Below are 24,518 nucleotides of genomic sequence, written 5' to 3'. Positions count from 1 at the left end.
TCAGCTGGGTCTGCGGAATCCCGCGACCGGCATGGTGTTGATGCTGGACACCTGCACCGGTTGGCCCGCACGTGGGGCGTGCACCATCTGGTTGTTACCCAGATACAGCCCGACATGGCTCAGACCGGAGAAGAAGAAGACAAGGTCACCGGGACGGGCGTCAGCCCGCGAAACGGCCTTGCCCTCGTTCCACTGGTCACCGGTGAAGTGGGTGAGGTAGATCCCGGCCGACTTGTAGGCGTACTGGGTCAGCCCCGAGCAGTCGAACGAGTTCGGGCCGGTGGCACCCCAGACGTACGGATCGCCGACCTGTTGGCAGGCGGTCTTGATCGCCTTCTGGGCGGCCACGGCGAGCACACCGTTGATGGTCGGGCAGCCGGCGGTCTTGACGGTGGTCTTCGGCATCGACGCCTCGAGCTTCTTGATCTCCGCGTCGATCTGCTTCTTCTTGGCCGCCAGCTCGTTCTGCTGCTTGGTCTGGGTGGCGATCAGCGCGTCGAGCTTCTGCTTCTCGCCGTCGTACTTGGCCCGGACGGCCAGCACGCCCTCGACCTCCTTGCGCTCCTGCGCGGCTAGCCGGTCGAGGAGGGTGAGCTGCTCGGTGAGCGTGTCCGGCTTGGCGCTGACCAGCAGAGCGCCGATCTCCTGCGAGGGGCCCGACATGTAGTAGCGGGAAGCGAGGTCACCGACCCGGTTGAGCGCCAAATCGCTCTGTAGGGCCAGCGGCTCGATCTTCTTCTGCAGGTCGGTCGACTTCTTCCGGTTGACCTTGAGCTGCGCCCGCACCTTGTTGTACTGCTCGATCGCGGGCTCCAACTGCTCCCACTTCTTGTCGATCTGCGCCTCGATCTCGTCGACCGTCGGCTCGGCCTGGGCCGGCACGGCGAGCATTCCGGCACCGACCGCAGCGGCGGCGACCAGCACGAGCAGACGGTGGACAACCCGGTGCAGACCGCCCGACCGAGCGGACAGTCCCGGGGCGTGACGATGAGGGGGCATGGTTGCCACCGGCACCGACTCCTTTGCAACCGACCGCCGGGCGCCTCGCGTGAGGGAAGGGCCGAGGCAGACGACCCACAGCGGTCGGAGCACCACATTAGGGAAGCGCCGGACCGGAATCAAGGCGAGCCGAGTCACCGTCACTGTCAGGCAACCACTTGCACACCAAGTGTGTTGGTCAATTAACCAACGATTGCAGTCAATACATCATCGAGCGTCACCACACCGAGCGGACGACGACCGTCACTGACCAGCACCATGTGCCGCCGTTCCCTGCGCATGGCCAGCAGCAGATCGGCCAGCGTACGGTCCGGCGGCACCACCGCCAACGGCCGGTACACCTGGGCCGGCACCGGCTCACGGCGGCCCTGCCCGGCGTACCCGAGCACGTCCTTGACGTGCACGAAGCCCAGGACACGCCGGGTGGACCGCTGCACGACCGGAAATCGGGACCGGCCGGTACGGGTCGCCAGCACCTCCAGCGACGCCGGGGAGACGTCCTCGGCCACCGTCACCACCGTCGACCACGGCTGTAGGGCGTCCGCCGCGGTCCGGGTGTGCAGGGCCAACGCACCGGTGATCCGGGCGTGCTCCTCGGCGTCGAGCAGCCCCTCCGTACGCGCCTGCGACACCAGCCCGGCCAACTCCTCGGCGGTGAACACCGTCTTCACGGCCTCCGTCGCCTCGATCCGCCAGAGGGCCAGCACCCGCCGGGCCGCCCACTTCATCGCCAGCAGCAACGGCTTGGTGGCGACGCAGAACGCCAGCAGGGCCGGGCCCAGCCAGAGCGCGGAGACCTCCGGCCCGGCCAGCGTGATGTTCTTCGGCACCATCTCGCCCACGACCGTGTGCAGGAAGACGACGACGCCGAGCGCGAGCACGAACGCCACCGGGTGCACCGCACGCTCGGGCAGGCCGACAGCGTGGAACGGCAACTCGAGCAGATGGGCCAGCGCCGGCTCCGCGATCGCGCCGAGGCCCAGCGAGCAGACCGTGATGCCGAGTTGCGCGCCGGCGATCATCAGCGGGATCTGGTTCATCGCCGACAACGCCCAGCGCGCCCGCTTCGAGCCGGCCGCCAACGGCTCGATCACCGTCCGACGGGACGCGATCAGCGCGAACTCACTGCCCACGAAGAACCCGTTGCCGAGCAGCAGCAGCACGGCCACCAGCAGCTCAGTCATCGGCGTCCGGATCCGCCGGACGCAGCACCCGGACCTGCTCGATCCGGTGCCGCTCCACCTCCACCACGGTGAACTCCCAGCCGTCGGCGTCGACCGTCTCGCCGGGCAGCGGGATGTGCCCGAGCCGCGCCAGCAGGAAACCGGCCAGCGTCTCGTACGGCCCCTCGGGCAGCCGGAAGCCCGTCTGCTCGACCAGTTCGTCGGAGCGCAGCACCCCGTCGACCAGCACCGTGCGCTCCCCGCCCGGGACGGTCAGCTCAAAGGGCCCGACGTCGTCCACGGTGGCCGGGTCGAACTCGTCGGCGATCTCGCCCACCAACTCCTCGACCAGGTCCTCGATCGTCACCACGCCATCCGTGCCGCCGTACTCGTCGACGACGATGGCCAGGTCGGCGCCGGCCGCCTTCAACGCCGCCAGCACGCCGTCCAGGTCCAGGCTCTCCGGCACGTACACCGGCTCACGGGCCACCGCGGCGACCATGGTCGACGCCCGCGCGGCCAGCGGCACGCCCAGCGCGTCCGGCACGCCCGCCACCCCGGTGACGAGGTCCAGAGTCTCCTCGTACACCGGAAAGCGGGTCCGTCCCGTCCGCCGGGACTGTTCGAGCAGCTCGGCTACGGTCGCGGTGGCCCGCAGCGCGACCACGTCGACCCGCGGCGTCATCGCCTCAGCCGCCCGCTTGTCGCCGAACCGGATGGTGCGACGCAGCAGCATCGCCGTGTCCGGCGGCAGCGCGCCCGCGCGGGCCGAGATGGCGGCCAGCAGACCCAGCTCCTCCGGCGAGCGGGCGCTGGCCAGCTCCTCCTGGGGCTCCACGCCGAGCGCCCGGACCAACCGGTTCGCCGATCCGTTCAGGCCCCGGATCAACCAGCCGAAGGTCCGGGAAAAGGTGTGCATCGGCCCGGCGGTGGCCAGCGCGGCGGGCATCGGCCGGGCCAGCGCCGCGTTCTTGGGCACCAGCTCGCCGAAGAGCATGGAGAGGAGCGTCGCCAGGGCCAGCGCCAGGAACGGGGTGAAGCGCTCGGTGCTCTCCCCGGCCACGGGACGCAGCAGCGGGGTGAAGATCCGGGCCAGCGCCGGTTCGGCCAGGTAACCGGTGAGCAGGGCGGTGATGGTGATCCCGAGCTGCGCCCCGGAGAGCTGGAAGGACAGCTCACGCAGCGCGGCGCGTACCGTCCGGGCGGCCTCGTCGCCAGCGGCGGCCCGCCGGTCGATCTCCGCGCGGTCGACCGTGACCAGAGCGAACTCGGCCGCGACGAAGAACGCGTTGCCGGCGGTCAGCGCAACGAAGCCGACCAGCGGCAGCAGCGTCATCAATAGCAGGCCGTCGATGTCTCCTCACCTCGGCGAGATTCTTGCACGGCGGCGACGGCCGCTGAGGGCCGCCGCCACCGATGTGCAGAACCCAGGTGTACGCCTCAGCCGGCGACCGGCGTCGACAGCTTGTCGCCCCGCGGCTGTTCGGGCTTGACCGAGCGCAGCAGGACGCTCGCCACGTCGATGACCTCGACCTGCTCGCCGGCGCCCTTGCCGTTGACGCCGTCGTTGAGCATGGTCGAGCAGAACGGGCAGCCCACGGCGACCGTCTTCGCCCCGGTGGCCATGGCCTCCTCGACCCGGTCCACGTTGATCCGCTTGCCGATCTTCTCCTCCATCCACATCCGGGCGCCGCCGGCGCCGCAGCAGAAGGAGCGCTCGCTGTTGCGCGGCATCTCGGTGATCTCACCCTCGATCGCGTCGCCAAGCACCTCGCGGGGAGCGGCGAAGACCCGGTTGTGCCGGCCCAGGTAGCAAGGGTCGTGGTAGGTGACACCGCCGTCGACCGGCTGCACCGGCGTGAGCTTGCCGGTGGACACCAGGTGGGCCAGCAACTGGGTGTGGTGCACCACCTCGAACTCGCCGCCGAGCTGGCCGTACTCGTTGCCCAGGGTGTTGAAGCAGTGCGGGCAGGTAGCGACGATCTTTCGCTTGGCCTTCTCGCGGCCGTCGAACGCCTCGTTCAGCGTCTCGACGTTCTGCTGGGCGAGCATCTGGAAGACGAACTCGTTGCCGATCCGGCGGGCCGGGTCACCGGAACAGGTCTCGCCCTCGCCGAGGATCGCGAAGCTCACGCCCGCCTCGTTGAGCAGTGTGGCGACCGCGCGGGTGGTCTTCTTGGCCCGATCCTCGAACGCGCCGGCGCAGCCGACCCAGAACAGGTACTCGAAGTCGTCCACCTCGCCGACCCGCGGCACCTCGAAGTCGAGGCCCTTGGTCCAGTCCTCGCGGGTGTTCTGCGGTGCGCCCCACGGGTTGCCCTTGTTCTCCAGGTTGCGCAGCATCACGCCGGCCTCGGAGGGGAAGCTCGACTCGATCAGCACCTGGTAGCGCCGCATGTCGACGATGTGGTCGACGTGCTCGATGTCCACCGGGCACTGCTCGACGCAGGCGCCGCACGTGGTGCAGGACCAGAGCACGTCCGGGTCGATGACGCCGCTCTCCTCGGCCGTCCCGATCAGCGGCTTGTCACCCTCGGCGAGCGACAGCACGTCCAGGTGCGCGAGCTGCGCCTGGGTGGCCTTCTCCTCGCCGGTGAGGTCCTTGCCGCCGCCGGCCAGCAGGTAGGGGGCCTTCGCGTACGCGTGGTCGCGCAGGCTGAGCACGAGCAGCTTCGGCGACAGCGGCTTGCCGGTGTTCCAGGCGGGGCACTGCGACTGGCAGCGCCCGCACTCGGTGCAGGTGCTGAAGTCCAGCAGGCCCTTCCAGGTGAACTGCTCGACCTGGGCCACGCCGAACTGGTCCTTCTCCGGGTCGGCCTCCTCGAAGTCGAGCGGCTTGCCCTGGCTGGTCATCGGTCGCAGGGGGCCCAGCCCGGAACCGGCCGGCTTCCCCGGGTCACGCTTGAAGAAGATGTTGGGGAACGCCAGGAAGCGGTGCCAGGCAACGCCCATGGTGACGTTCAGCGAAATGACGATCAGCCAGGTCATCGAAATGACGATCTTGATGAGCGCGGCGACGCTCGCACCGTCCGACCAGTCGGGAAGGACCGCGCCGACCGCGTGGCTGACCGGGGTCGCCCAGAGCGGGTACTCGAAGTGGTCGGTGGCGACCTTGAAGCCCCGGATCACCAGGCCGAAGATCAGGACCAGCAGCACGATCCACTCGACGAAGTAGCCCTGCCACATGGTCGAGCCGGTGAAGCGGGAGCGGCCGCCGGGCCGGTTCGGCCGGTTGCGCAGCCGGATCGCCATCAACACCAGGATGCCGACCAGCCCCAGCACGGTGATGATCTCGGTGGCCAGCCCGAAGACGGTCCAGTGCCCGATGATCGGCAGGCCGCCGGTCGGCGTGACCACCTCGAAGTACGCCTCGAGCACCAGCAGGGACAGCACGATGAAGCCGACCATCACGAACCAGTGGGCGGCACCCACCACACCCCACTTCAGCATCCGGGTGTGGCCGGCGGTCTCCACCAGCATCTTCCTGGCACGGGCGCCCTTGTCGGCGAACCGCTCCGGAGCGGGTTGCCCCAGCCGGATGACGGCCGTCATCTTCATGACCGCGCGCACCGCCAGCCACACCGCCACGGCGGTGATGCCAGCCGCGAGGATCGTGGTGACGATCTGGACGCTGCCCATCGAGTTGGCCTCCCCGGTCTGCTGCTCGTCGAGCGGTTCAGCAACCGGGGCCGGGGCAGGACGAGGCCAGCGTCGCGCCGCTGCCACACCTGCGACCGGACCGGTCGATGACCTCGCTCCGCTCGGTCATGCAGTGCAGCCTACGCGCAAGGTTACCCGTCAGTAACGTGAGTCATCTCGCAATAGGCCGCGCCGCCTGCGGACACCATAGGGTGCCCGGCCCGGTCCTGCCGGGCAGGGGCTCGGCGGGTGATGGAGATCCTGCTGTGCGGCGGCGCGCCGGCCGGGGTCAGCGCCAGCGGGAGAGCAGCACCAGCGACGCGACCATCGCGCCGAAGCCGACCGCCAGGTTCCAGTACTGCCACGAGGCAACCGGGTACTCCTGCTCGGAGAGGTAGTAGACGACGAGCCAGCCGATGCCCGCGACGATCAGAGCGACCGCGGTGATCGGGAGCCACACCGGGCTAGGCTTGCGCGACGCCGCCGTCGTCGTCGGACGGACGTCCGTCGGCGGGGTGTACACCTTCTTCTTGCGGACCTGAGACTTGGGCACGGCGCTCTCCAGAGGGGGTGACAACCTCGTCCGGCCTGACAACCGGACGCGGAGGCGACGGTTCATGGCCAATAATGTTCGACAGCTAGCGTAGTCCCGAACGGCCGCCTGGACCACGAATGGGGTCAGGCAGGTACATGGAGTGACCGAAAAGGGCGGGACTGTTCGCATCGCGGCCCCGCCGTCACGAACCGATCCCCGACACGCGGAAGGAACGCTCGGTGGAGTACACATCCGGCGCCGCCTCCTGGCAGAAGGTCCTCCGACGGGCCGTCGCCGGGCTGCTGCCCCGGCGGCCACGCCAACGGCGGCCAGGCTGGTCGATCGGGGTCCCCCTGATCGCCGCCGCAGCGGGACTGCTCTTCACCACCACCGCGACCACGGCGGGCGGCACCGCCCTACGGGAGGACCGGCGGCCCCAGCTCAACCAGCTCATCGAGGAGCGGCAGCAGCAGGTCACGGCGAGCGAGCGCCGCGCCGCCACCCTGCGGAACGAGGTCGAGCAACGCACCAACACGCTCGCCGACTCGGACGCCCCGATCAAGGCCCAGCAGAACCGCGCCCAGCGCAGCCTCCAGGCCGCCGGGTTCACCCCCGTAACCGGCACGGCCGTGACTGTCGAGCTGAACGACGCGCCCCAGCACAACGACGAGGCTCACTCCGACGCCACCAACGACGACCTGGTCGTGCACCAGGGCGACGTACAGGCGGTGGTCAACGCGCTCTGGGCAGGTGGTGCGGAGGCCATGTCAATCATGAACGTCCGCGTGCTCGCAACCAGCGCGGTACGCTGCGTCGGTAACACCCTGCTGCTGCACGGCCGGGTGTACTCCCCACCGTTCAAGATCGTAGCAATCGGCGATCCCGCTGCGCTTCAGCAGGCCCTCGCCAGCTCTGAGGGAGTCCGGTTGTTCAAGGACGCTGTCGACGACTACCAACTCGGCTACAAGGAGTCCGTCTCCACCGTGACCGTCCCGGCCTTCGAGGACTCGACCGCCCTGCGCTCGGCGACGGTGCCGAAGTGAGCGACCCCGAGGACCGCCGCGACGGACGACACCGGGACCAGGCCGACGAACCGACCGACTTCCTGCCCAAGGTCAACCGACCCGAGCCGGGTCGCGCGGAGTCGTCCCCGGGTCGCGCGGAGTCGTCGCCGGGCCGCGTCGAGCCGGCTCCGGGCCGGGCGCCGACCGGCAACTGGCCCGAGCCTGTGCTGCCCAGTCGTTCACGGACGACCCGCCCGCCGGCCGCCTTCGAGCCGCCGAACCCCACCGGCCCGTCCCCGGTCGACCGGCCCGCCCCGCCGCAGGCGGGCCACCGCGACCCTGCCCCGCGCGCCGATCACGTTGCCCCGCCGAGCGCCGGACAGCCCGACCAGCAGCGCACCCCCGACCACCCGACCCCCCCGGCGCCACCGCGCTGGCCGGGCAACCCGGCGGCCGACGTGGCACCGCGCCGCGAGTCCGCCCATCCCGGCCGGCCGACTGCGCCTTCCCCGCAGGCACCGGTCCGACCGGCCGCCCCGGGCACCGACCCCACACGCTCGCCGGCGGCGGAAGGTGCCGCAACGAGCCGTCCGTCGACCGCCGGCGCACCGGCCGCGCCGGCCCAGGCTCCTGGCGTCCCGGCGACTTCCGGCGACTTCGGTCGGCCCGGCATGTCGACACCCGGTGGGGCCTTTACGCCGACATGGGCCTCGACACCCCCGGGCGCCTCCACGCCCCTGAGCGCCTCCACGCCTCCGGGCGCCTCCACGCCCCTGAGCGCCTCCACGCCTCTGAGCACGTCCACGCCCCTGAGCGCCTCCACGCCTCTGGGCGGCGACGCGCCGACCGCGTTCCTCCCCACGGTCGCCGCCGGGCCCGCGCGTCCGACCAACACGTCGAGCACTCCCGTCTCCCCGGCCGGCCCCGGCCGCACCGCCGACCCGAACGCCACCGCGGTCATCCCCGCCGTGACCAGCGGGCCGACGCCCCGGCCCCCGGCCATGGACTCGACGGCCCTGATGGGCGCGGTTCCCCGTACGCCACCCCCGGGAGGCCCAGCCGGCGCGGACGACGGCACCGCCGAGCCGCCCCAGCCGCGTCGGGGGGAGCGGGTCGTCCAACTCCGGCCGCACCAGACCGGCGAGGGCTACAAGAGCGTCTACTCCGAGCTCACCCGCCCGTCCCTCGCCTCCCGAATTCGGACCGGCATCCGGGCCACCGGCGAGGTCCTGATCACCTTCGGCCTGGTGGTGCTACTCTTCGCCGGTTACGAGGTGTGGGGCAAGTCCGCCGTCGTCGGTGCCCACCAGAACGACCTCAGCAGCCAACTCGCCCAGGAGTGGGGGCCGACCGACGACCCGACGGTCGTCCCGTCCACGGCACCGAGCGCCAAGCCCTCCCCGCCGGTGCGCGGCAAGCCGATCGCCGGCCTCTACATTCCCAAGCTCGACAAGAACTGGGTGGTGGTCGAGGGCGTCACCCAGGACGACATCCGGTACGCCCCGGGCCACTACCCGACCAGTGCGCAGCCCGGCCAAATCGGCAACTTCTCCGTCGCCGGCCACCGCAACCGGGCCACCTTCTGGCGGCTGGACGAGCTGCACGACGGCGACGCGATCGTGGTCGAGAGCAAGACCGACTGGTTCGTCTACCGGGTGGCGCAGACCCGGATCGTCAAACCCACGCAGGTCGAGGTGGTGGCGCCGGTGCCCGGCGAGCCGGACAAGAAGCCGACCAAGCGGATGCTGACGCTGACCACGTGCAACCCGAAGTGGGACAACTACCAGCGCCTGATCGTCCACGCCGAGCTGGATCGGACCCAGCCCAAGTCGGCGGGCCGCCCGACGGAGCTGGGGGGCTGACGCGATGTACGCGTTCATCTGGCGCAAGCTCCCGTTCGGGCTGGCCGGCAAGCTCACCGGTTCGGTGCTGCTCGCGGTCGCCACGGTGGCCCTGCTCTGGTACGTGGCCTTCCCGTGGGCCGAGCCCCTGCTGCCCTTCGACGACGTGCAGGTCACCCAGGACTCCGGCGTTCCCGGGGAGCCGGGCGAGCCGGGCGGTGGCGACGCGGTGACCGGGGAGACTCCGGCCGGCGACGAGCACGACCTGCCGTACGACACGAAACGGAACAATCCCGAGCCGTCCTCTTCGAGCAGGTGACGATGCGCGTCCTGGTGATCGACAACTACGACTCGTTCGTCTTCAACCTGGTGCAGTACCTGGGCCAGCTCGGTGTGGACTGCGATGTCCGCCGCAACGACGAGATCGACGTCGCCGACGTCGGCCGGCTGGGCGCGGCGGGCGTTCTGCTCTCACCCGGGCCGGGCAGCCCGGATCGGGCCGGCATCTGCCTGGACGTCATCCGGGAGTACGCGGGCAAGCTGCCGATCTTCGGCGTCTGCCTCGGCCACCAGGCGATCGGGGAGGCGTTCGGGGCGACCGTCACCCGGGCCGCCGAGCTGCTGCACGGTAAGACCTCCGAGGTACGGCACCACTCCGTCGGTGTGCTCGCCGGCCTGCCCGACCCGTTCACCGCCACCCGCTACCACTCGCTGGCCGTACTCCCCGAGACGCTGCCTGACGAGCTGGAGGTCACCGGCTGGACCGGCTCCGGGGTGGTGATGGCGATGCGGCATCGGACGCTGCCCATCGAGGGTGTGCAGTTCCACCCGGAGTCGGTGCTCACCGAGGGCGGCCACCTGATGCTCGCCAACTGGCTGGCGAGTTGCGGTCACACCGAGGCCCTGGAGCGCGCCCCCGCGCTGGCCGCCGAGGTGGACGCCCGGCGACTCGCCGCCTTCGCCACCGCGTAGACCGGCACCGGCCGGTCAGCTTGTCAGGGCGTCCCGCACGGCGGGGCTCACCGACGACCGGACCGCAGGTGGCCGGTCGCGGAACGCGTCCCAGGCTGCCTTGCCGCTGGCGAGGTAGTCCCGGACCGCCTTGCCGGCGAGCATGACGGACCCGCATCCGTCGCATCGAGCGGAGACCCCGTCGACGTCGAGGCCGAGGTGCCGGCAGAGCGTCACAGCCCGGGACAGGTGGTAGGACTGCGTCACGATCAGCGCACGCTCGACGCCGTACACGTCCCGGGCGCGGACGCAGCTGTCGTACGTGTCCAGGCCGAACGGGTCCGCCACCACCCGTCGCGGGTCGACACCGAGTCGCTCGGTCAGGTACGCGGTCATCACCGTCGGCTCGTCGCCGGAGGTGCCAGCGCCATCGCCGGAGACGAGCACCACCCGAGCCCGTCCGGTGCGTACCAGCTCGGCGGCGGTCTCCAGACGGCCGACGAGCCGGTCGCTCGGTTGCTGCCCGTCCGCCGCCGCAGCGGTGCCCAGGACGATCACGACGTCGGCGGCGGTCGCCTCCGACTCGTGGTGGGTGTGCCCGCGTGCGCCGATCGTCGTCCACAGCCACGGGACACTGCTCAGCACCACCACGACCACGCCCAGGAGCGCCACGCGTCGCAGCCATCGTCGCCGCCGGCCCGCCACCGCTGGGCGGTCGTCGGCGGACGCCCGGAGGCACCGCACCCCGATGCGGACGGCTACTCCTCGGAAAGTCGGACCGGCGGCGGGAAGATCGGCTGGCCGGAGCCGCCACCACTGCCGGGCGTGGCCGTGCTGCTCGGCGTCGGGCTTGGGGTCACCGGCGGGCTGGGCGTCTCCACCACGGGTTCGGGGATGCCGATCTCGATGGTCACGGTCTTGCCCTGCGCCAGCTCGGTGCCGCCCCGTGGGTTCTGCTTCTGCACCCGGCCGGCCTCGGCGGCCGGTACCTCGTCGCCGTCTTTGAAGTTGACCTCGTACCCCGCCGCGCGGAGTTCGGCGGCGGCCTCGTCCTTGGTGGAGTTGACGACGTTTGGCACCTTGCTGACGTTGCCGCGGGATACCTCGACGGTCACCTTGCTGTCCTGGGGGACGGTGGACCCCGAGGGCGGCGTGAGCTTGACGACGATGCCCTTCTGGGCCGGGTTGTCGACCGACTTCTGCTCCACGACCAGACCCAGACCCTCGAGCTGGTCCTTGACGTTCTCGAACTGGGAGTTCACCAGACCGGAGGGGATCTTGACGTCGGGCTTACCGTCGCAGATCTGGACGGTCACCGTGCTCGCCTGCTTCAGCCGGACGCCCGCCGCGGGATCCTGCTTGGCGACGGTGCCCTTCGTGCAGTCGTTGGCCAGGACAGGGTCGCCCACCACCGGGTTGAAACCCGCGTTACGGATCTCGATGACCGCCGCGTCGCGTGTCTTGCCGGCGAGGGTGGGCACGGACTTCAGGTCCTTGTCCTGCTGACTCCACAGCAGCACGGCCACCAGAGCGATCACCGCCAGCACGCCGACCGCGCTGAACAGAGCGATCAACCAGGAGGACGCCTTGCGCTGGCGCGGGTCGCCGACCCGCGCCGGGATCTGCCGGGTCTGCGGCCCGGCGGAGGCAGGCGGGTAGCTGCCAGCGCCGCCGGCCGGGGCCATCGCCACCGTCTCCGCCTCGCGCATCACCGGAGTGGCCAGTACCGGTCGGCCAGCGGCGGCGCGGAGCAGGTCGGCCCGCATCTCGCCGGCGCTCTGGTAGCGGTTGAGCGGGTTCTTGGAGAGCGCCTTGAGCACGATCGCGTCGACCGCCGGGGTGACGTCCGGGTTGATGTCGCTCGGGGTCGGCGGAGTCTCCCGTACATGCTGGTAGGCGACGCTGACCGGGCTGTCGCCGACGAACGGCGGGTGTCCACAAACCAGCTCGAAGAGGACACAGCCGGCCGCGTACACATCGGAGCGGGCGTCCACGGCCTCACCGCGCGCCTGCTCGGGCGACAGGTACTGGGCCGTGCCGATGACCGCGCTGGTCTGCGTCATGGTGGTCGCGCCACTGGCCAGCGCCCGGGCGATGCCGAAGTCCATCACCTTGACCTGGCCGGTCTGGGTGAGCATGACGTTGCCCGGCTTGATGTCCCGGTGGATGATGCCGTGCCGGTGGCTGAACTCCAACGCCGCGCACATGTCGGCGCAGATCTCCAACGCACGACGGGGCTGCAACCGGCCCTCGGCGCCGAGGACCTCCTTCAACGTCCGTCCGTTGACGAACTCCATGACGATGAAGGGCAGCGTCTCGCCGGTCGGGGCGGTCTCCTCGCCGGTGTCGTAGACCGCCACGATCGCCGGGTGGTTGAGCGAGGCGGCGTTCTGCGCCTCCCGGCGGAAGCGCATCTGGAACGTCGCGTCCCGGGCGAGGTCGGTGCGGAGCATCTTGATCGCGACGTCCCGACCGAGCCGGAGGTCGCGACCGCGGTGCACCTCGGCCATGCCGCCGTAGCCGAGCAGCTCGCCGACCTGGTACCTGCCACCGAGCAGGCGGGCCTGCGCTGTCATCGCGTCTGTCGTCCTTCGCTCGTCGTCATCCCGCCGTCACCCGGCCGGAGTCGTCCCTCACGACGGTACGACGTCCGGGTCGCATCGTCGTGTCCGTCGAGCCGCAGCGCGCCGGACGTCACGGTCTGTGAAGCCGGCGCCTCGGACGCACCGGTCTGCGACTGCTTCCGCAGGTTGTAGGAAATCACGCCGGAGCAGAGCAGGACCAGTAAGGCCAGCAGGATGGCGAGGAGCACCATCCCGGGTCGGGACCGGCTGGGCTCGGGTGCCGGGCCGGCCTGCCGGGCGTACGCCGGTGGTTGTTCCTGCCGGGTCTGTGCCGGCGGCACAGCCGCGGCGCCGCGCGGATAGCCATTCTGGGCGACCGGCAGCCGGGCGTGCGGTACGGCCGGCGCGACCGCCGTGGGGCGAGGTTGCGCGGCCGGCGCGATCGTGGTGGGTCGCTGCCCGACGGGCGGCTGCCGGTGCGGCGCGCCCGGCGGGCGGAACTGCTGCGCCTGCGGAACCTGGGCCCGGCCGGGAGCGGCGGGAGAGGACGGTACCCCGGAGATCGGCGCGGAGTGACCGCCGGTCCGGGCCTGCTGGGACAACGCGGCCTTGAGCTGCCGGGCGACTGCGGCCAGGGCGGCCGCGCTCGGCCACCGGGCGGCCGGATCCTTGGCCAGCGCCCGCTCGACGACCGCCCGGACCTGCGGCGGGATGTCGTTGGGCAGCGGCCGGGGCGTCTCCCGGACGTGCCGCATGGCGATGTCGAGCGGGTTGTCGCCCTCGAACGGTCGCCGTCCGGCGAGGCACTGGTAGGCGACCACGCCGAGCGCGTACACGTCGGACGCCGGGGTTGCCACCTGCCCGGTGGCCTGCTCCGGCGAGATGTACGAGGCGGTGCCGAGCACCGAGCCGGCGGCGGTGAGCTGCCCGACGATGTCGGAGCGGGCGATGCCGAAGTCGGTCAGCACGAGCGTGCCGTTCGGCCGGACCAGCAGGTTGCCCGGCTTCACGTCGCGGTGCACGATGCCCTTCTCGTGCGCAGCGTGCAGCGCGTCTGCGGCCTGCGCGACGAGGGCCATCGTCCGCGCCGGAGTGAGCCGGCCGACCCGGCTCAGCGTGGACGACAGGGCGTCGCCCTCGACGTACTCCATGACCAGGAACGCGATCTGCTGGTCGTTGCCGAAGTCGTAGACGTCGACGACGCCCGGGTGGTTGATGGTGGCCATCGTCCGGGCCTCGCCGCGGAACCGCTCGGCGAAGTCCGGGTCGTCGAGCAGCGCGGGGAGCAGGCTCTTCACCGCGACGGTCCGGCCGAGCACCTGGTCGGTGCCGCGCCAGACGTCGCCCATGCCGCCGCTGGCGATCCGCTCGTCGAGACGGTAGCGGTTGCCGAGCTGGACGCCGGGGCTGAGCATGTCAGCGGCCCCCGGGGTCGGCGATGGCCGCCCGCATGATCTGGCCACCGATCCGGGCCGCCTCGCCGCTGCCACCGCTGCCGGCCTGTTCCAGTACGACACACACGGCCGAGACGGGGTTGCCGTTCTTGTCCAGCGCGAAACCGATGAACCAGCCGTGGTCGGGGCGGTCCGGGGCGGACTGCGCCGTGCCCGTCTTGCCGCCGACCGTGTAACCGCTGATCGCCGCCTTCTTGCCGGTGCCCTTCTGGACGACGCTGACCATCATGTCGCGCAGGTCGGAGGCGACCTGCGGCTGGACGGGCTGGCGCAGCTCCCGTGCCTTCGCGCTGTAGTAGCTGGTGGTCCGGTCCGGGGCGAGTAGCTGCCGGACCAGGTACGGCCGCATCTGGCTGCCGCCGTTGGCGACCGCCCCGGCGATCATCGCGCCCTGCAACGGGGTCATCCGGACGTTGTTCTGACCGATCGAGGACTGGGCCAGCGCGGCCGGGTCGGTGCTGCCGTCCGGGTTCTGCATGTCGCCGGTCCGGCTGGCCGCCGTCCGCAGGCCGCCCTCGCCGAGTTGGCCGACGGTGAGGTCCTCCTGCTCGAAGCCGAACTGGCGGGCCTTCTCCTTGACCTTGTCCGCGCCGAGCCGCACGCCGAGCTGAGCGAAGCCCGTGTTGCAGGACTCGGTGACCGCCTCCTGGAGGGTGACCTGCGGCTCGGGGCAGATCGACGGGACGGCGTTATGGATCGGGCTGCCCGAGGTAGGCGGCGTGTAGCTGGAACCAGCCGGGATCTGGGTCGACTTGGTGACGCCGTTCTCCAACGCCGCCGCGGCAACCACGATCTTGAAGGTGGAGCCCGGGGGCAGCGTCTCGGAGAGGGCCCGGTTCTTCAGCGGACCGTCCGGGTTCTGCTCCAGCTTGTTGATCTCCGCAGCCGCCGCGGTCGTGTCGTGGCTGACGAGCGGGTTCGGGTCGAAGCTGGGCATCGACACCAGGGCCTGCACCGCACCGGTACGCGGGTCGATGGCGATCGCGGCGCCCCTCTTCGCATCCACCTGGTTGTTGCGCATCTGGTCGTACGCCACGTCCTGCGCCCGCTTCGAGAGCGTGAGCAGCACGTTGCCACCGGCGGTCTCGTCACCGGTGAACATGTCCTTGAACCGGTCGCCGATCAACTGGTCGCTGGTACCGGCCAGGAAGTCGTTCTCCAACTGCTCGATGCCGGTGTCGGCCAGGTTGACCGGCTTGTAGCCGAGCACGTGGGCGTACTTTGCGCCGCCCGGGTAGGTGCGCTGGAACTTCAGCTTGCCGGTGGTCTCCTTGCTGGTGGCCAACGCGGTGCCGCCGGCCTCGATGTTGCCGCGCTTGCGCTTGTAGTCGGCGACCTGGACCCGCCCGTTGTAGTCACTGGTGCGGTATTCGTCGGCCTTGTAGGACTGGATCCAGTTCAGGTTCGCGAAGAGCAGACCGAACAGGACCATGACGACGACGCCGACACGGCGCAGGGGTGCGTTCACGGCTTGATCACCTCCGTGGGAGCACCGTGCAACTGCTCGGGCGGACCGCCCGAGGGCCGGGCCGCCTTGCCGGCGCCGCCGGTCACCGGCCGCCGAGCCCCGTCGGAGACCCGCAGCAGGACCGCGATGAGCAGCCAGTTCGCCATCAGCGACGAACCACCGGCGGACAGGAACGGGGTGGTCTGGCCGGTCAGCGGAATCAGCTTGCTGATGCCACCGACGATCACGAAGACCTGGAGGCCCAGGGTGAAGGCGAGACCGCCGGCGAGCAACTTGCCGAACGAGTCACGGACCGCGAGCGCGGCGCGCAGACCCCGCTCCACGATCAGCAGGTAGACCACCAGCAGCGCGGAGAGACCGAAGAGGCCGATCTCCTCACCGATGCCGGCGAAGATGAAGTCGTTCTGCACCTCGGGCAGGATGTCCGGCTGCCCACCGCCCGGCCCGGCGCCGAAGAGCCCGCCCGTACCGAGGGCGAGCAGACCCTGGACGAGCTGGTAGCCCTTGTCGGTCGGGTCCGCGAACGGGTCCAGCCAGATCTCGGCACGCAGGTAGAAGTTGGCGAACGGGCCGCCGACCGTCGAACCGAGGACGTACGCGAGGTAGGCACCACCGAAGAAGAGGAGCAGACCGATCAGCAGCCAGCTGACCCGTTCGGTGGCGATGTAGAGGGTCACCACGAACATGCCGAAGTACAGCAGCGAGGTGCCGAGGTCCTTCTCGAAGACCAACACCAGGAGGCTGACCAGCCAGACCACGACCACCGGGCCGAGGTCCCGACCGCGCGGGAAGTCGACACCGAGGAACCGCCGGCTGGCCAGCGAGAGCACCTCACGCTTGCGCACGAGGTAGTACGCGAAGAAGACCAGCAGCGCCAGCTTGGCGAACTCACCCGGCTGAAGCGTGAACCCACCGACCCGGATCCACAGCTTGGCGCCGTTGATCTCGGACATGCTGCGCGGCAGCACCGCCGGGAGCATCACCAGCACGATGCCGGCGAGCCCCAGGGTGTACGCGTACCGGGAGACCGAACGGTGGTCGCGCATGATGGCGAGCAGGCCGGCGGCGAGGATCACCGAGGCGAGCGTCCACGCGAGCTGTCGACCGCCGATGCCGGCGAAGGTGGCCAGATCCTCCCGGTCGACCGGGGCGGCCTCGCCCAGGTCGATCCGGCGCAGGAAGCCCACGCCGAGGCCGTTCAGCAGGGCCACCGCCGGCAGCAGAGCCGGATCGGCGAACGGGGCGAGGAACCGGATGACCAGGTGCAGGCCGAGAAAGACCGCGCCGAGCGCGGCGGCGGGCATCCAGAAATCCGGCGTGACCGTGTCCAGAAGGTTCGCCTCGACGGTCGCCATGTACGCGGCCACCAGCACCATGGCCAGCAGCAGCAGGGACAGCTCGGCGTTGCGTCGGGACCGGGCCAGGCGTACGCCGGACTCCCCGCCCGTGGTGGCGGGCGAGGATGCCGGTGTGGCCGCTACGGTCACGGGTGGAGTCCTTGGGATCTCAGTCGACGCTCACTCGGGAGACCGGCAGCCGGCCGGGTCGAGCGCCGGCGGTGCCGAGTCGGAGGGCGTGGCGTCGGGTGCGGTGGTCGGATCGGTCCCGCCTGCGGTGGCCGCCGTGGTGGGGCTCGCGCTGACGACCCCGTTGACCGACGCGCTCGGGCTGGTGGCCGGCGTCGGGGACGTCACGGGCGGGCTCGCGGGGGCAGTGGGCGTGGGCGTGCCGGTCGGCGCTGCCGTGTCGGGCGGGCAGAGCGGCTTCAGGTTGGGGTTGCTCGGGGTGTCGCTGGTCAACTCCGCGAGCTGACGCTCGGCGTCCGGTTCGTTCTTGGCCCGGATGCCCACCTTGACCGTGTCCTGGGCGGCGACGGTGAGGTCGTCCAGCCGGGTGCCGCTGGTGCGGTGCACGGTGGACAGGTCCATCCCGGCGATCTGCCCCTGGATGCCCCGGAAGACGGCGACCTGGCCCTCCTCTGTGGCGCCCACGTAGTACTGGCGCTGGGTGTACGTCCAGCCGGCGAAGAGCCCACCGCCGAGAATCACCAGGAGAGCCAGGGCCATGGCGGTGGTGCGTACCGGACGACGCTTGCGCCGCTCCGGCTCGTCGTCGGCGGCCGCCGGCTCCTCGGGCGCGGCGGGGCGCGGCGCGGACAGCGCCGAGGCTCGGGCGGCCGGGGTCGAGTCGTCGGCGGAGGTGGCCATGCCGCGGTCCCGGGCGGCGGCGCCGCCGACGATCGGGGTGGCCTCGACGATGTCGTGGTCGGTGGCGTCGGCGATGATCACCGTGATGTTGTCCGGGCCGCCACCGCGCAGCGCGAGCTGCACCAGCCGCTCGACGCACTGCTGCGGATCGGTGTACTCCCGCAGGGCCTCGCCGATGGTTTCGGCGCTCACCACGCCCGAGAGGCCGTCGCTACAGATCAGGTACCGGTCACCGGGGAGCACCTGGCGCACCGAGTACTCCGGGTCGATGTCCCGGCCGTCCAGGGCGCGGGTCAGCAGCGACCGCTGCGGGTGGCTGCTGGCCTCCTCGGCGCTGATCCGGCCCTCGTCGACGAGCATCTGGACGTACGTGTCGTCCTTGGTGATCTGGGAGAATTCACCGTTGCGCAGGAGGTAGGCCCGCGAGTCGCCGATGTGGACCATCCCCAGCTTGCTGCCGGAGAAGAGGGTCGCCGTCAGCGTGGTGCCCATCCCCTCCAACTGCGGGTTGGCGTCCACCGTGTCGCGGAGCTGTTGGTTGGCGGTGCCCACGGCCGAACGCAACGCGTCGACGAGGGCGTCCCCTGGGACGTCCTCGTCGAGCGGCGCCATGGCACCGATGACGATGTTGCTGGCGACGTCACCGGCGGCCATGCCGCCCATGCCGTCGGCAACGGCGAGTAGCCGCGGCCCGGCGTAGACGGAGTCTTGATTGCCGTCACGGATCAGACCGCGGTCGCTGTGGGCCGCATAGCGCAGGGTCAGAGTCATGGCCGTAATTCGAGGGAAGTGCGGCCGATCCGGATCGGCACGCCGAGGGGTACGGGGGTTGGTCCGGTGACCTTAGCGCGATCGAGGTACGTCCCGTTAGTCGAGCCGAGATCCTCGACGAACCACTGGCCCTCGCGCGGCACGAGTCGCGCGTGCCGTGCGGAGGCGTAGTCGTCGGTGATGACCAGAGTGGAGTCCTCGGCCCGACCGATGGTGATCTGCGCTTCGCCAAGGGTGATGCGGGTGCCGGCCAGCTGACCGGCGGTGACCACCAGCTGGTGGGCCGCCCTGCCCCGCTTCACCTTCGCCGGTTTGGCCGCCTGCCCCGTCGAGGCGCCAACTGCGCGTGGTGCCGCCACCAGGCGACCGGACCGGGCTCCCGCGAAGAGATCTCTACGGATCACGCCGACCACCGTGAATACGAAGATCCACAGCAGGATCAGGAACCCGAACCGGGCAACGGTGATGACCAGTGCCGGCAAGGCGGCTCAGCCGTCCACGCGGAAGGTCAGCGTCGTGGTGCCGAGCTGGACCATGTCACCGGGGTTCAGGGCGACCGCGGAGACCCGCTGCCCGTTGACCATGGTGCCGTTGGTGGAGCCCAGATCGGTCAGCACAACCTGGCCGCCGTCGAAATCCAGTCGGGCGTGTCGCCGGGAGATCCCGACGTCGGGCAGGCGCAGGTTCGCCTGGTCACCGCGACCGATCACCGTCGACCCCATCTGGAGGGGGTAGGTGCGTCCGTCACCGGAGACCAGCCGCACGTTGCGGCCGCCACCGTGCCCGGGCGGCGGGCCGTAGCCGCCACCCTGGTCGTACGCGGGGTACGCGGGCGGACCGGCGTCGTAGCCGGGGCCCGACACCGGGGCGACCTCGCCACCGGTGTAGACCTCGGCCGTGACCCGGAACATTCCCGTGTCGAGGCCCTCGCCCCGCTCGATCTCCACGATCACGTCGCCGTAGACCGTCCAGGCCTGCTCGCCGATGAACTCCGCCTGCGACTGGGCCAGCTCCTGGGCCAGCGCGGCGGCGTACGGCGCCAGACGACTGTGGTCGAACGGCGAGAGATCGATCACGTAGCGGTTGGGCACCAACGTGCGCCCACCGGCCAGGATCGCCTTGTGCGCCTCGGCCTCCCGCTGCATGGCGTTGAGGATCTCCACGGGGTGGACCACCCCTTTGAAGACCTTGGCGAAAGCCCCTTCGACCAGGCCTTCCAGACGCTTCTCGAAGCGTTGCAGCACGCTCACCGGCTCCTCCTCGGGTCCCGAGGACATGATGGTATCCGGCCGGCGCGCGCGCAGCTCACACGCCGCTCGGCCGCCTGCTCCCGGCCCGTTCGGAAGGACCGGGACCACCGTGCTAATCTTTCGTCCGCCACGAACGGTAACCGCTCGTGGCGAGTGTCTGGGACAGCGTAGTATTCCCGGGGCCTGTTGGAGACAGCGGGTCCGGGGCGGCTACAGTGTTCCGGGTCGTGCCACGGGGATGTGGCGGAATGGCAGACGCGCACGGTTCAGGTCCGTGTGCCCGAAAGGGCGTGGGGGTTCAACTCCCCCCATCCCCACCAAAAGACGAGGGCTCCGCTTGATGCGGGGCCCTTCCGTCATATCGGGGCGTGCCGGGCGTCACGCTATGCTCCGATGGTTCTCTGCCTCCGATGGACCAGGAGTGGCGTGTGAGTGTCGCGTTGGTGACCGGTTCGGGTGGTCTGATCGGCTCCGAGGCGGTCCGGCACTTCGCCGGCCTCGGTCTGGACGTCGTCGGCATCGACAACGACATGCGCCGGTACTTCTTCGGCGAGGACGGCTCCACCTCGTGGAGCCTGGAGCGCCTCGGCCGTGACCTCGGTAACTCGTACACCCACTTCGCCGTGGACATCCGGGACCGGGACGGCCTGGAGCAGGTGTTCAAGAAGTACGGCTCGGACATCGCCGTGGTGATCCACAGCGCCGCCCAGCCGAGCCACGACTGGGCGGCCAAGGAGCCGTACACGGACTTCGACGTGAACGCCGGTGGCACTCTCAACATCCTGGAGAACACCCGTCGGCACGCGATCGACGCGCCGTTCATCCACTGCTCGACCAACAAGGTCTACGGCGACCGGCCCAACAGCCTGCCGCTGATCGAGCTGGAGACCCGGTACGAGCTGCCCGAGGACCACCGCTGGTACGCGGGCATCACCGAGGAGATGCCGATCGACCACTCGCTGCACTCGGTCTTCGGCGCCTCGAAGGTGGCCGCGGACGTGATGGTGCAGGAGTACGGCCGCTACTTCGACATGAAGACCGCCTGTTTCCGGGGCGGCACCCTGACCGGCCCGGCCCACTCGGCCGCGGAGCTGCACGGGTTCCTGGCGTACCTGATGCGCTGCGTGATGGAGGGTCGGACGTACAACCTGTTCGGCTACAAGGGCAAGATGGTCCGCGACGCGATCCACTCGCACGACGTGCTGACCGCGTTCGAGGCGTTCTTCCGGGCGCCCCGTTCGGCCGAGGTCTACAACCTCGGTGGCGGCCGGCACTCCAACACCTCCCACATCGAGGCCTTCCGGATCGCCGAGGAGATCACCGGCCGCGAGGCGCAGATCAACTACGTCGAGCAGAACCGCACCGGGGACCACCAGTGGTACGTGAGCAGCATGGCCCGGTTCGAGGCGCAGTACCCGGACTGGAACATCACGTACGACGTGCCGATGATCCTGCGGGAGATCTACGAGGCCAACGTGGACAAGTGGGTGCCGCAGGCATGACTCCCCAGACCAAGCGCAACGTGCTCGGCGTCCTCGTCGACGCCACCGACTACGCCTCGGCGACCGACGCCGTGGTGGCCGCGGCCCACGAGCGACGGCCTCTCGCGTTGACCGCGCTGGCCGTGCACGGTGTGATGACCGGGGTGCTCGATCCGGCGCACAACGCCCGGCTGAACTCCTTCGACGTGGTCACCCCGGACGGACAGCCGGTGCGCTGGGCGCTCAACCTGCTGCACCACGCCGGGCTCACCGACCGGGTCTACGGGCCGACGCTGACCCTGCACGTGCTCGCCCGCTTCGCCGCCGAGGGGCTGCCCGTCTACCTGTACGGCTCGACCGAGGAGACGTTGGCCAAGCTGATACCGGCGTTGGAGCGGATGTTCCCGGCCCTGAAGATCGCCGGGGTGGAGCCGTCGAAGTTCCGCGCGGTCCAGCCGGGCGAGGACGCCGAGATTGCCGACCGGATCCGGTCCAGCGGCGCCCGGCTCGTCCTGGTCGGGCTCGGCTGCCCCCGCCAGGAGGTCTTCACGTACGCCATGCGCCCGCTGCTGGACATGCCGATGATGGCGGTCGGCGCCGCGTTCGACTACCACGCCGGGCTGCTGCGCCAGCCTCCGCCGTGGATGCAGCGCGCCGGTCTGGAGTGGTTCTGGCGGCTCGGTCTGGAGCCGAAGCGGCTGTGGCGTCGCTACGTGATCCTCAACCCCGCCTACCTGACCCGGCTCGCCGTTCAGAAGACCGGTCTGTGGAAGGCCCGCCCCCCGGCCCCGGCCACCGAGCGGCCGGCCACCTTCGCGGTCTGACCCCCGATTCCTTACGACACGAGGCCCCACCCGGAGCGTACGCTTCGTCGGCGTACCGGATGGTTGCTGGCGCTCGCGCTGGCCGGCGTGGCGCTGCTCGCGGCGGTGTCCATCGGCGGCTTGTCGAGCGCCGACGCCGGGCCGATCGACCGGGCCGCCGCCGGGCTCACCCTCGCCACCGGCCCGGCGCTCGTGGTGGCCGTCTGCTCCGTACGGCGGATCCGCCGGCTGCGGGCCAGGGCCGGCGCGTTCGACGCCGCGCCCGGTACGCCCGCCCCGCACGGGCTGCGTGCCGCCGCCGCACACCCGCTCGTCGGGCTGCCGTTGCAGGTCACCGCCCTGGCGACACTGCCGGCGGTGATCGCGACAGCCGGCACGGACCTCGGCGCCGAACCCGGGGTAACCGGCCCGGCGACCACCGTCGGAGCACTCGCGGTGGCCGTCATCGGCGTCCGGCACGCGCTGCGACACAGCCGGCTCATCGAGCGGGCACAGCCCACCGCCGCACGGTCAGCGCGAGCGGCCGGCCCCCTGCACGTATAGGAGTTCCAGGATCGCCCGGGTCGCCTCGAACCAGCGGTCCAGCCAGCCGGGCGGCGGCACGCTGCCCTTCGGCGGCAGCTCCATCAGCAGGCCACGCATCAGCGGGTGGTCGGCCAGCGAACCGGTGGGCTCCATCGGCCAGCCGGTCGGCGGAAACGAGGGCTCGACCAGCGGGTTCGGGTCCAGCGACGGCAGTGAGAGCGGCGCGTCCCCGGCGTCCGGGGCCGACACCTCCCGCCCGTTCAACTCCTGATCGGTCGAGACCACCTCGGTCAGTACGGTGTCCCGACGCGCCCCGCGGTACTTGCCACCGAACCGCTCCGGCTTACCCGGACCGTTGGTGAGGTTCTCTGATCCGATCGTCGTCATCCGTCTCGCCTACCTCGCTCGGTTGCGGGTCGGTGCGGCGGGGTCATCGACCAACGCCGTACCGACGGGTTCAACGAGGCGGGCCCGCTGTGGCGACGGGAATCCCGGCGGAACCTCGCCGCGCCCGGCCGTCCCTGGTCGCCGCGCCCGGCTGTCCCTGGTCGCCGGAGCGCGGACACGGAAGGTCCCCGCCCGGTCGCGGACCGGACGGGGACCTTCATCGACCACTCGGTCAGGCCGAGCCCAACACACCACCCCTGGCTCCGGCGACGAAGGCACGCCAGTCACGGGGAGCGAAGACCAGGGCCGGGCCGGCCTTGTCCTTCGAATCCCGTACGCCGACTGCCCCGGTCACGTACGCCACCTCCACGCAGTTGTCGCAGTTCGGCCCGCTCTTCGAGCTCTTGAACCACGTCGCCCGCGTCAGGTCCACGGGGAACCTCTTGGTCGCCATCTCGGCTCCTCTGCCAGTTTTGCGATGTGTGCGACGGACTCCTCCGGACGAATGGCCGCAGCGCGGATGTGATCGAAGATGAAGCTGTACTTCTGCAGTTCGTCGCTCTTCTCGAGGAAGAGCCCACCCGTGGCGTTCTCCGCATACACAACATCCGGATCACCGGGCTCAGGGAAGCTGAGGATCGTGAAGGTGCCGTCCATGCCGGCGTGCGCACCCACCTCGAAGGGGAGGATCTGGAGCGTCACGTTCGGCAACTCGGCCACCTCGACCAACCGCCTGAGTTGGCCGCGCATCACCTCGTCCCCGCCCACCGGCCGACTTACCACCGCCTCATCGAGCACCACCCACAGATCGACCGGATCGTCCTGGGTCAACAACGACTGACGGCCCAGACGGACACGCACCCTTCGATGTACCTGATCGGCGGTGAAGTCCGGACGGGCGGCCCGGATCATCGCCCCGGCGTACTCCTCGGTCTCCAACAGACCGGGGACGACCTGCTGTTCGTACGCCCGGATGGAGCTGGCCGCCGCCTCCAGCCCGACGTACGCCCCGACCAGCACGGTGCTGTACGGGTGCCACCAACCCTTCTGCCGCGCCTCCCGGGCGATCTGTACGAGCTCGTCGCTCTCGGCGCCTACCACGCCGTAGATCCGCAGCATGTCCCGCACGTCGCGCGGGGTGGCCGTGGTGTGTCCCGTCTCGATCCGGGAGACCTTGGACGCCGAGCACTCCAACTGCTCGGCCACCACCTCTATGGTGATCCCGGCCGACTCCCGCTGCCGGCGCAACTCCGCGCCGAGCCGTCGCCGTCGGATCGTCGGGCTGCGCCGTTCACTCATCGCGCGGCCTCGGCACTTCTGGTCCTCGCCGCTGGTTGCTCGACCCCACTCTCGGGCTACCTCCGGTCGCCGCGCCACTGGTTGCCGCCTGCCGGGGGCGCGACCGTCGACCGGCGAGCGTTCGCGACGAGGGGTGGTGCCGGTCATCGGCCGGCC

23 protein-coding genes and 1 tRNA gene are annotated in these 24,518 nt (G+C 70.7%); 8 read left to right on the top strand and 16 right to left on the bottom strand.

The window, feature by feature from the left end; translation table 11 throughout:
• From ACLQ24_RS02380 to ACLQ24_RS02360, 5 genes are all read right to left on the bottom strand, one after another.
• Positions 1-1,014, bottom strand: coding sequence for an NlpC/P60 family protein (locus tag ACLQ24_RS02380; RefSeq protein ID WP_425888749.1), 1,014 nt, complete (start codon positions 1,012-1,014; stop codon positions 1-3).
• 167 nt (positions 1,015-1,181) lie between these two features.
• Positions 1,182-2,183, bottom strand: a complete 1,002-nt coding sequence (locus ACLQ24_RS02375) for a hemolysin family protein (protein WP_425888748.1) — start codon at positions 2,181-2,183, stop codon at positions 1,182-1,184.
• Complete coding sequence (locus ACLQ24_RS02370) at positions 2,176-3,498, bottom strand: hemolysin family protein (RefSeq protein ID WP_425888747.1); 1,323 nt, start codon at positions 3,496-3,498, stop codon at positions 2,176-2,178. Before ACLQ24_RS02370 ends, ACLQ24_RS02375 begins: the two co-directional genes overlap by 8 nt.
• Before the next feature lie 104 nt (positions 3,499-3,602).
• Positions 3,603-5,801, bottom strand: a complete 2,199-nt coding sequence (locus ACLQ24_RS02365) for a (Fe-S)-binding protein (RefSeq protein ID WP_425888746.1) — start codon at positions 5,799-5,801, stop codon at positions 3,603-3,605.
• A 289-nt stretch (positions 5,802-6,090) separates the two neighbouring features.
• Entirely contained in the window at positions 6,091-6,354 is a 264-nt protein-coding gene (locus ACLQ24_RS02360) for a cell division protein CrgA (RefSeq protein ID WP_007454145.1), read from the bottom strand.
• A gap of 221 nt (positions 6,355-6,575) precedes the next feature.
• On the opposite strand from ACLQ24_RS02360, the gene ACLQ24_RS02355 reads away from it, so the two are divergent.
• The 4 genes from ACLQ24_RS02355 to ACLQ24_RS02340 are packed head-to-tail and all read left to right on the top strand — an operon-like array spanning position 6,576 to position 10,153.
• Positions 6,576-7,379, top strand: a complete 804-nt coding sequence (locus ACLQ24_RS02355; RefSeq protein WP_425888745.1) for a DUF881 domain-containing protein — start codon at positions 6,576-6,578, stop codon at positions 7,377-7,379.
• Positions 7,376-9,202 (top strand): class E sortase, encoded by a 1,827-nt coding sequence (locus ACLQ24_RS02350; protein WP_425888744.1) that lies wholly within the window; start codon positions 7,376-7,378, stop codon positions 9,200-9,202. The genes ACLQ24_RS02355 and ACLQ24_RS02350 overlap by 4 nt, the downstream gene beginning before the upstream one ends.
• Positions 9,203-9,206: 4 nt before the next feature.
• Entirely contained in the window at positions 9,207-9,500 is a 294-nt protein-coding gene (locus ACLQ24_RS02345) for a hypothetical protein (RefSeq protein ID WP_425888743.1), read from the top strand.
• Between the two features lie 2 nt (positions 9,501-9,502).
• Positions 9,503-10,153: an aminodeoxychorismate/anthranilate synthase component II gene (locus ACLQ24_RS02340; protein WP_425888742.1), complete on the top strand. Its 651-nt coding sequence runs from the start codon at positions 9,503-9,505 to the stop codon at positions 10,151-10,153.
• Positions 10,154-10,168: 15 nt separating this feature from the next.
• Here ACLQ24_RS02340 and ACLQ24_RS02335 read toward each other — a convergent pair whose 3' ends face one another.
• The 8 genes from ACLQ24_RS02335 to ACLQ24_RS02300 form a co-directional block, all read right to left on the bottom strand.
• Positions 10,169-10,804 carry a SanA/YdcF family protein gene (locus ACLQ24_RS02335; RefSeq protein ID WP_425888741.1) on the bottom strand — a complete coding sequence of 212 codons (636 nt, stop codon included), beginning with the start codon at positions 10,802-10,804 and terminating at the stop codon, positions 10,169-10,171.
• 86 nt (positions 10,805-10,890) lie between these two features.
• Positions 10,891-12,708, bottom strand: a complete 1,818-nt coding sequence (gene pknB / locus ACLQ24_RS02330) for a Stk1 family PASTA domain-containing Ser/Thr kinase (RefSeq protein ID WP_425888740.1) — start codon at positions 12,706-12,708, stop codon at positions 10,891-10,893.
• Positions 12,705-14,111 carry a protein kinase domain-containing protein gene (locus tag ACLQ24_RS02325; protein ID WP_425888739.1) on the bottom strand — a complete coding sequence of 469 codons (1,407 nt, stop codon included), beginning with the start codon at positions 14,109-14,111 and terminating at the stop codon, positions 12,705-12,707. Before ACLQ24_RS02325 ends, pknB begins: the two co-directional genes overlap by 4 nt.
• 1 nt (position 14,112) lies before the next feature.
• Positions 14,113-15,618 carry a peptidoglycan D,D-transpeptidase FtsI family protein gene (locus ACLQ24_RS02320; protein ID WP_425888738.1) on the bottom strand — a complete coding sequence of 502 codons (1,506 nt, stop codon included), beginning with the start codon at positions 15,616-15,618 and terminating at the stop codon, positions 14,113-14,115.
• On the bottom strand, positions 15,615-17,105 hold the full coding sequence (locus ACLQ24_RS02315; RefSeq protein WP_425888737.1) for an FtsW/RodA/SpoVE family cell cycle protein: 1,491 nt from the start codon (positions 17,103-17,105) through the stop codon (positions 15,615-15,617). Before ACLQ24_RS02315 ends, ACLQ24_RS02320 begins: the two co-directional genes overlap by 4 nt.
• Before the next feature lie 30 nt (positions 17,106-17,135).
• On the bottom strand, positions 17,136-18,596 hold the full coding sequence (locus tag ACLQ24_RS02310) for a PP2C family protein-serine/threonine phosphatase (RefSeq protein WP_425888736.1): 1,461 nt from the start codon (positions 18,594-18,596) through the stop codon (positions 17,136-17,138).
• On the bottom strand, positions 18,593-19,078 hold the full coding sequence (locus ACLQ24_RS02305; protein ID WP_007454124.1) for an FHA domain-containing protein FhaB/FipA: 486 nt from the start codon (positions 19,076-19,078) through the stop codon (positions 18,593-18,595). Before ACLQ24_RS02305 ends, ACLQ24_RS02310 begins: the two co-directional genes overlap by 4 nt.
• A 6-nt stretch (positions 19,079-19,084) precedes the next feature.
• Entirely contained in the window at positions 19,085-19,873 is a 789-nt protein-coding gene (locus ACLQ24_RS02300) for an FhaA domain-containing protein (protein ID WP_425888735.1), read from the bottom strand.
• Positions 19,874-20,080: 207 nt separating this feature from the next.
• Here ACLQ24_RS02300 and ACLQ24_RS02295 point away from each other — a divergent pair.
• The 4 genes from ACLQ24_RS02295 (at position 20,081) to ACLQ24_RS02280 (ending at position 22,694) form a co-directional block, all read left to right on the top strand.
• Positions 20,081-20,166 (top strand) — tRNA-Leu (locus ACLQ24_RS02295).
• Between the two features lie 90 nt (positions 20,167-20,256).
• On the top strand, positions 20,257-21,348 hold the full coding sequence (locus ACLQ24_RS02290) for an NAD-dependent epimerase/dehydratase family protein (RefSeq protein WP_425888734.1): 1,092 nt from the start codon (positions 20,257-20,259) through the stop codon (positions 21,346-21,348).
• Positions 21,345-22,151: a WecB/TagA/CpsF family glycosyltransferase gene (locus ACLQ24_RS02285; protein WP_425888733.1), complete on the top strand. Its 807-nt coding sequence runs from the start codon at positions 21,345-21,347 to the stop codon at positions 22,149-22,151. The genes ACLQ24_RS02290 and ACLQ24_RS02285 overlap by 4 nt, the downstream gene beginning before the upstream one ends.
• A 63-nt stretch (positions 22,152-22,214) precedes the next feature.
• Positions 22,215-22,694 carry a hypothetical protein gene (locus ACLQ24_RS02280; RefSeq protein ID WP_425888732.1) on the top strand — a complete coding sequence of 160 codons (480 nt, stop codon included), beginning with the start codon at positions 22,215-22,217 and terminating at the stop codon, positions 22,692-22,694.
• On the opposite strand, the gene ACLQ24_RS02275 is transcribed toward ACLQ24_RS02280, so the two are convergent.
• The 3 genes from ACLQ24_RS02275 to ACLQ24_RS02265 form a co-directional block, all read right to left on the bottom strand.
• Positions 22,662-23,063, bottom strand: coding sequence for a hypothetical protein (locus tag ACLQ24_RS02275; RefSeq protein WP_425888731.1), 402 nt, complete (start codon positions 23,061-23,063; stop codon positions 22,662-22,664). The genes ACLQ24_RS02280 and ACLQ24_RS02275 overlap by 33 nt on opposite strands.
• A 232-nt stretch (positions 23,064-23,295) precedes the next feature.
• Complete coding sequence (locus ACLQ24_RS02270; protein ID WP_425888730.1) at positions 23,296-23,517, bottom strand: DUF397 domain-containing protein; 222 nt, start codon at positions 23,515-23,517, stop codon at positions 23,296-23,298.
• On the bottom strand, positions 23,487-24,362 hold the full coding sequence (locus ACLQ24_RS02265) for a helix-turn-helix domain-containing protein (protein ID WP_425888728.1): 876 nt from the start codon (positions 24,360-24,362) through the stop codon (positions 23,487-23,489). Before ACLQ24_RS02265 ends, ACLQ24_RS02270 begins: the two co-directional genes overlap by 31 nt.
• Between the last annotated feature and the right edge of the window lie 156 nt (positions 24,363-24,518).

The sequence above is a fragment of the Micromonospora sp. DT4 genome (assembly GCF_049841675.1).
Lineage (GTDB): Bacteria > Actinomycetota > Actinomycetes > Mycobacteriales > Micromonosporaceae > Micromonospora.
The sequence above is the reverse complement of the archived record's forward strand: the minus strand, read 5'-3'. Positions and strand labels throughout refer to the sequence as shown.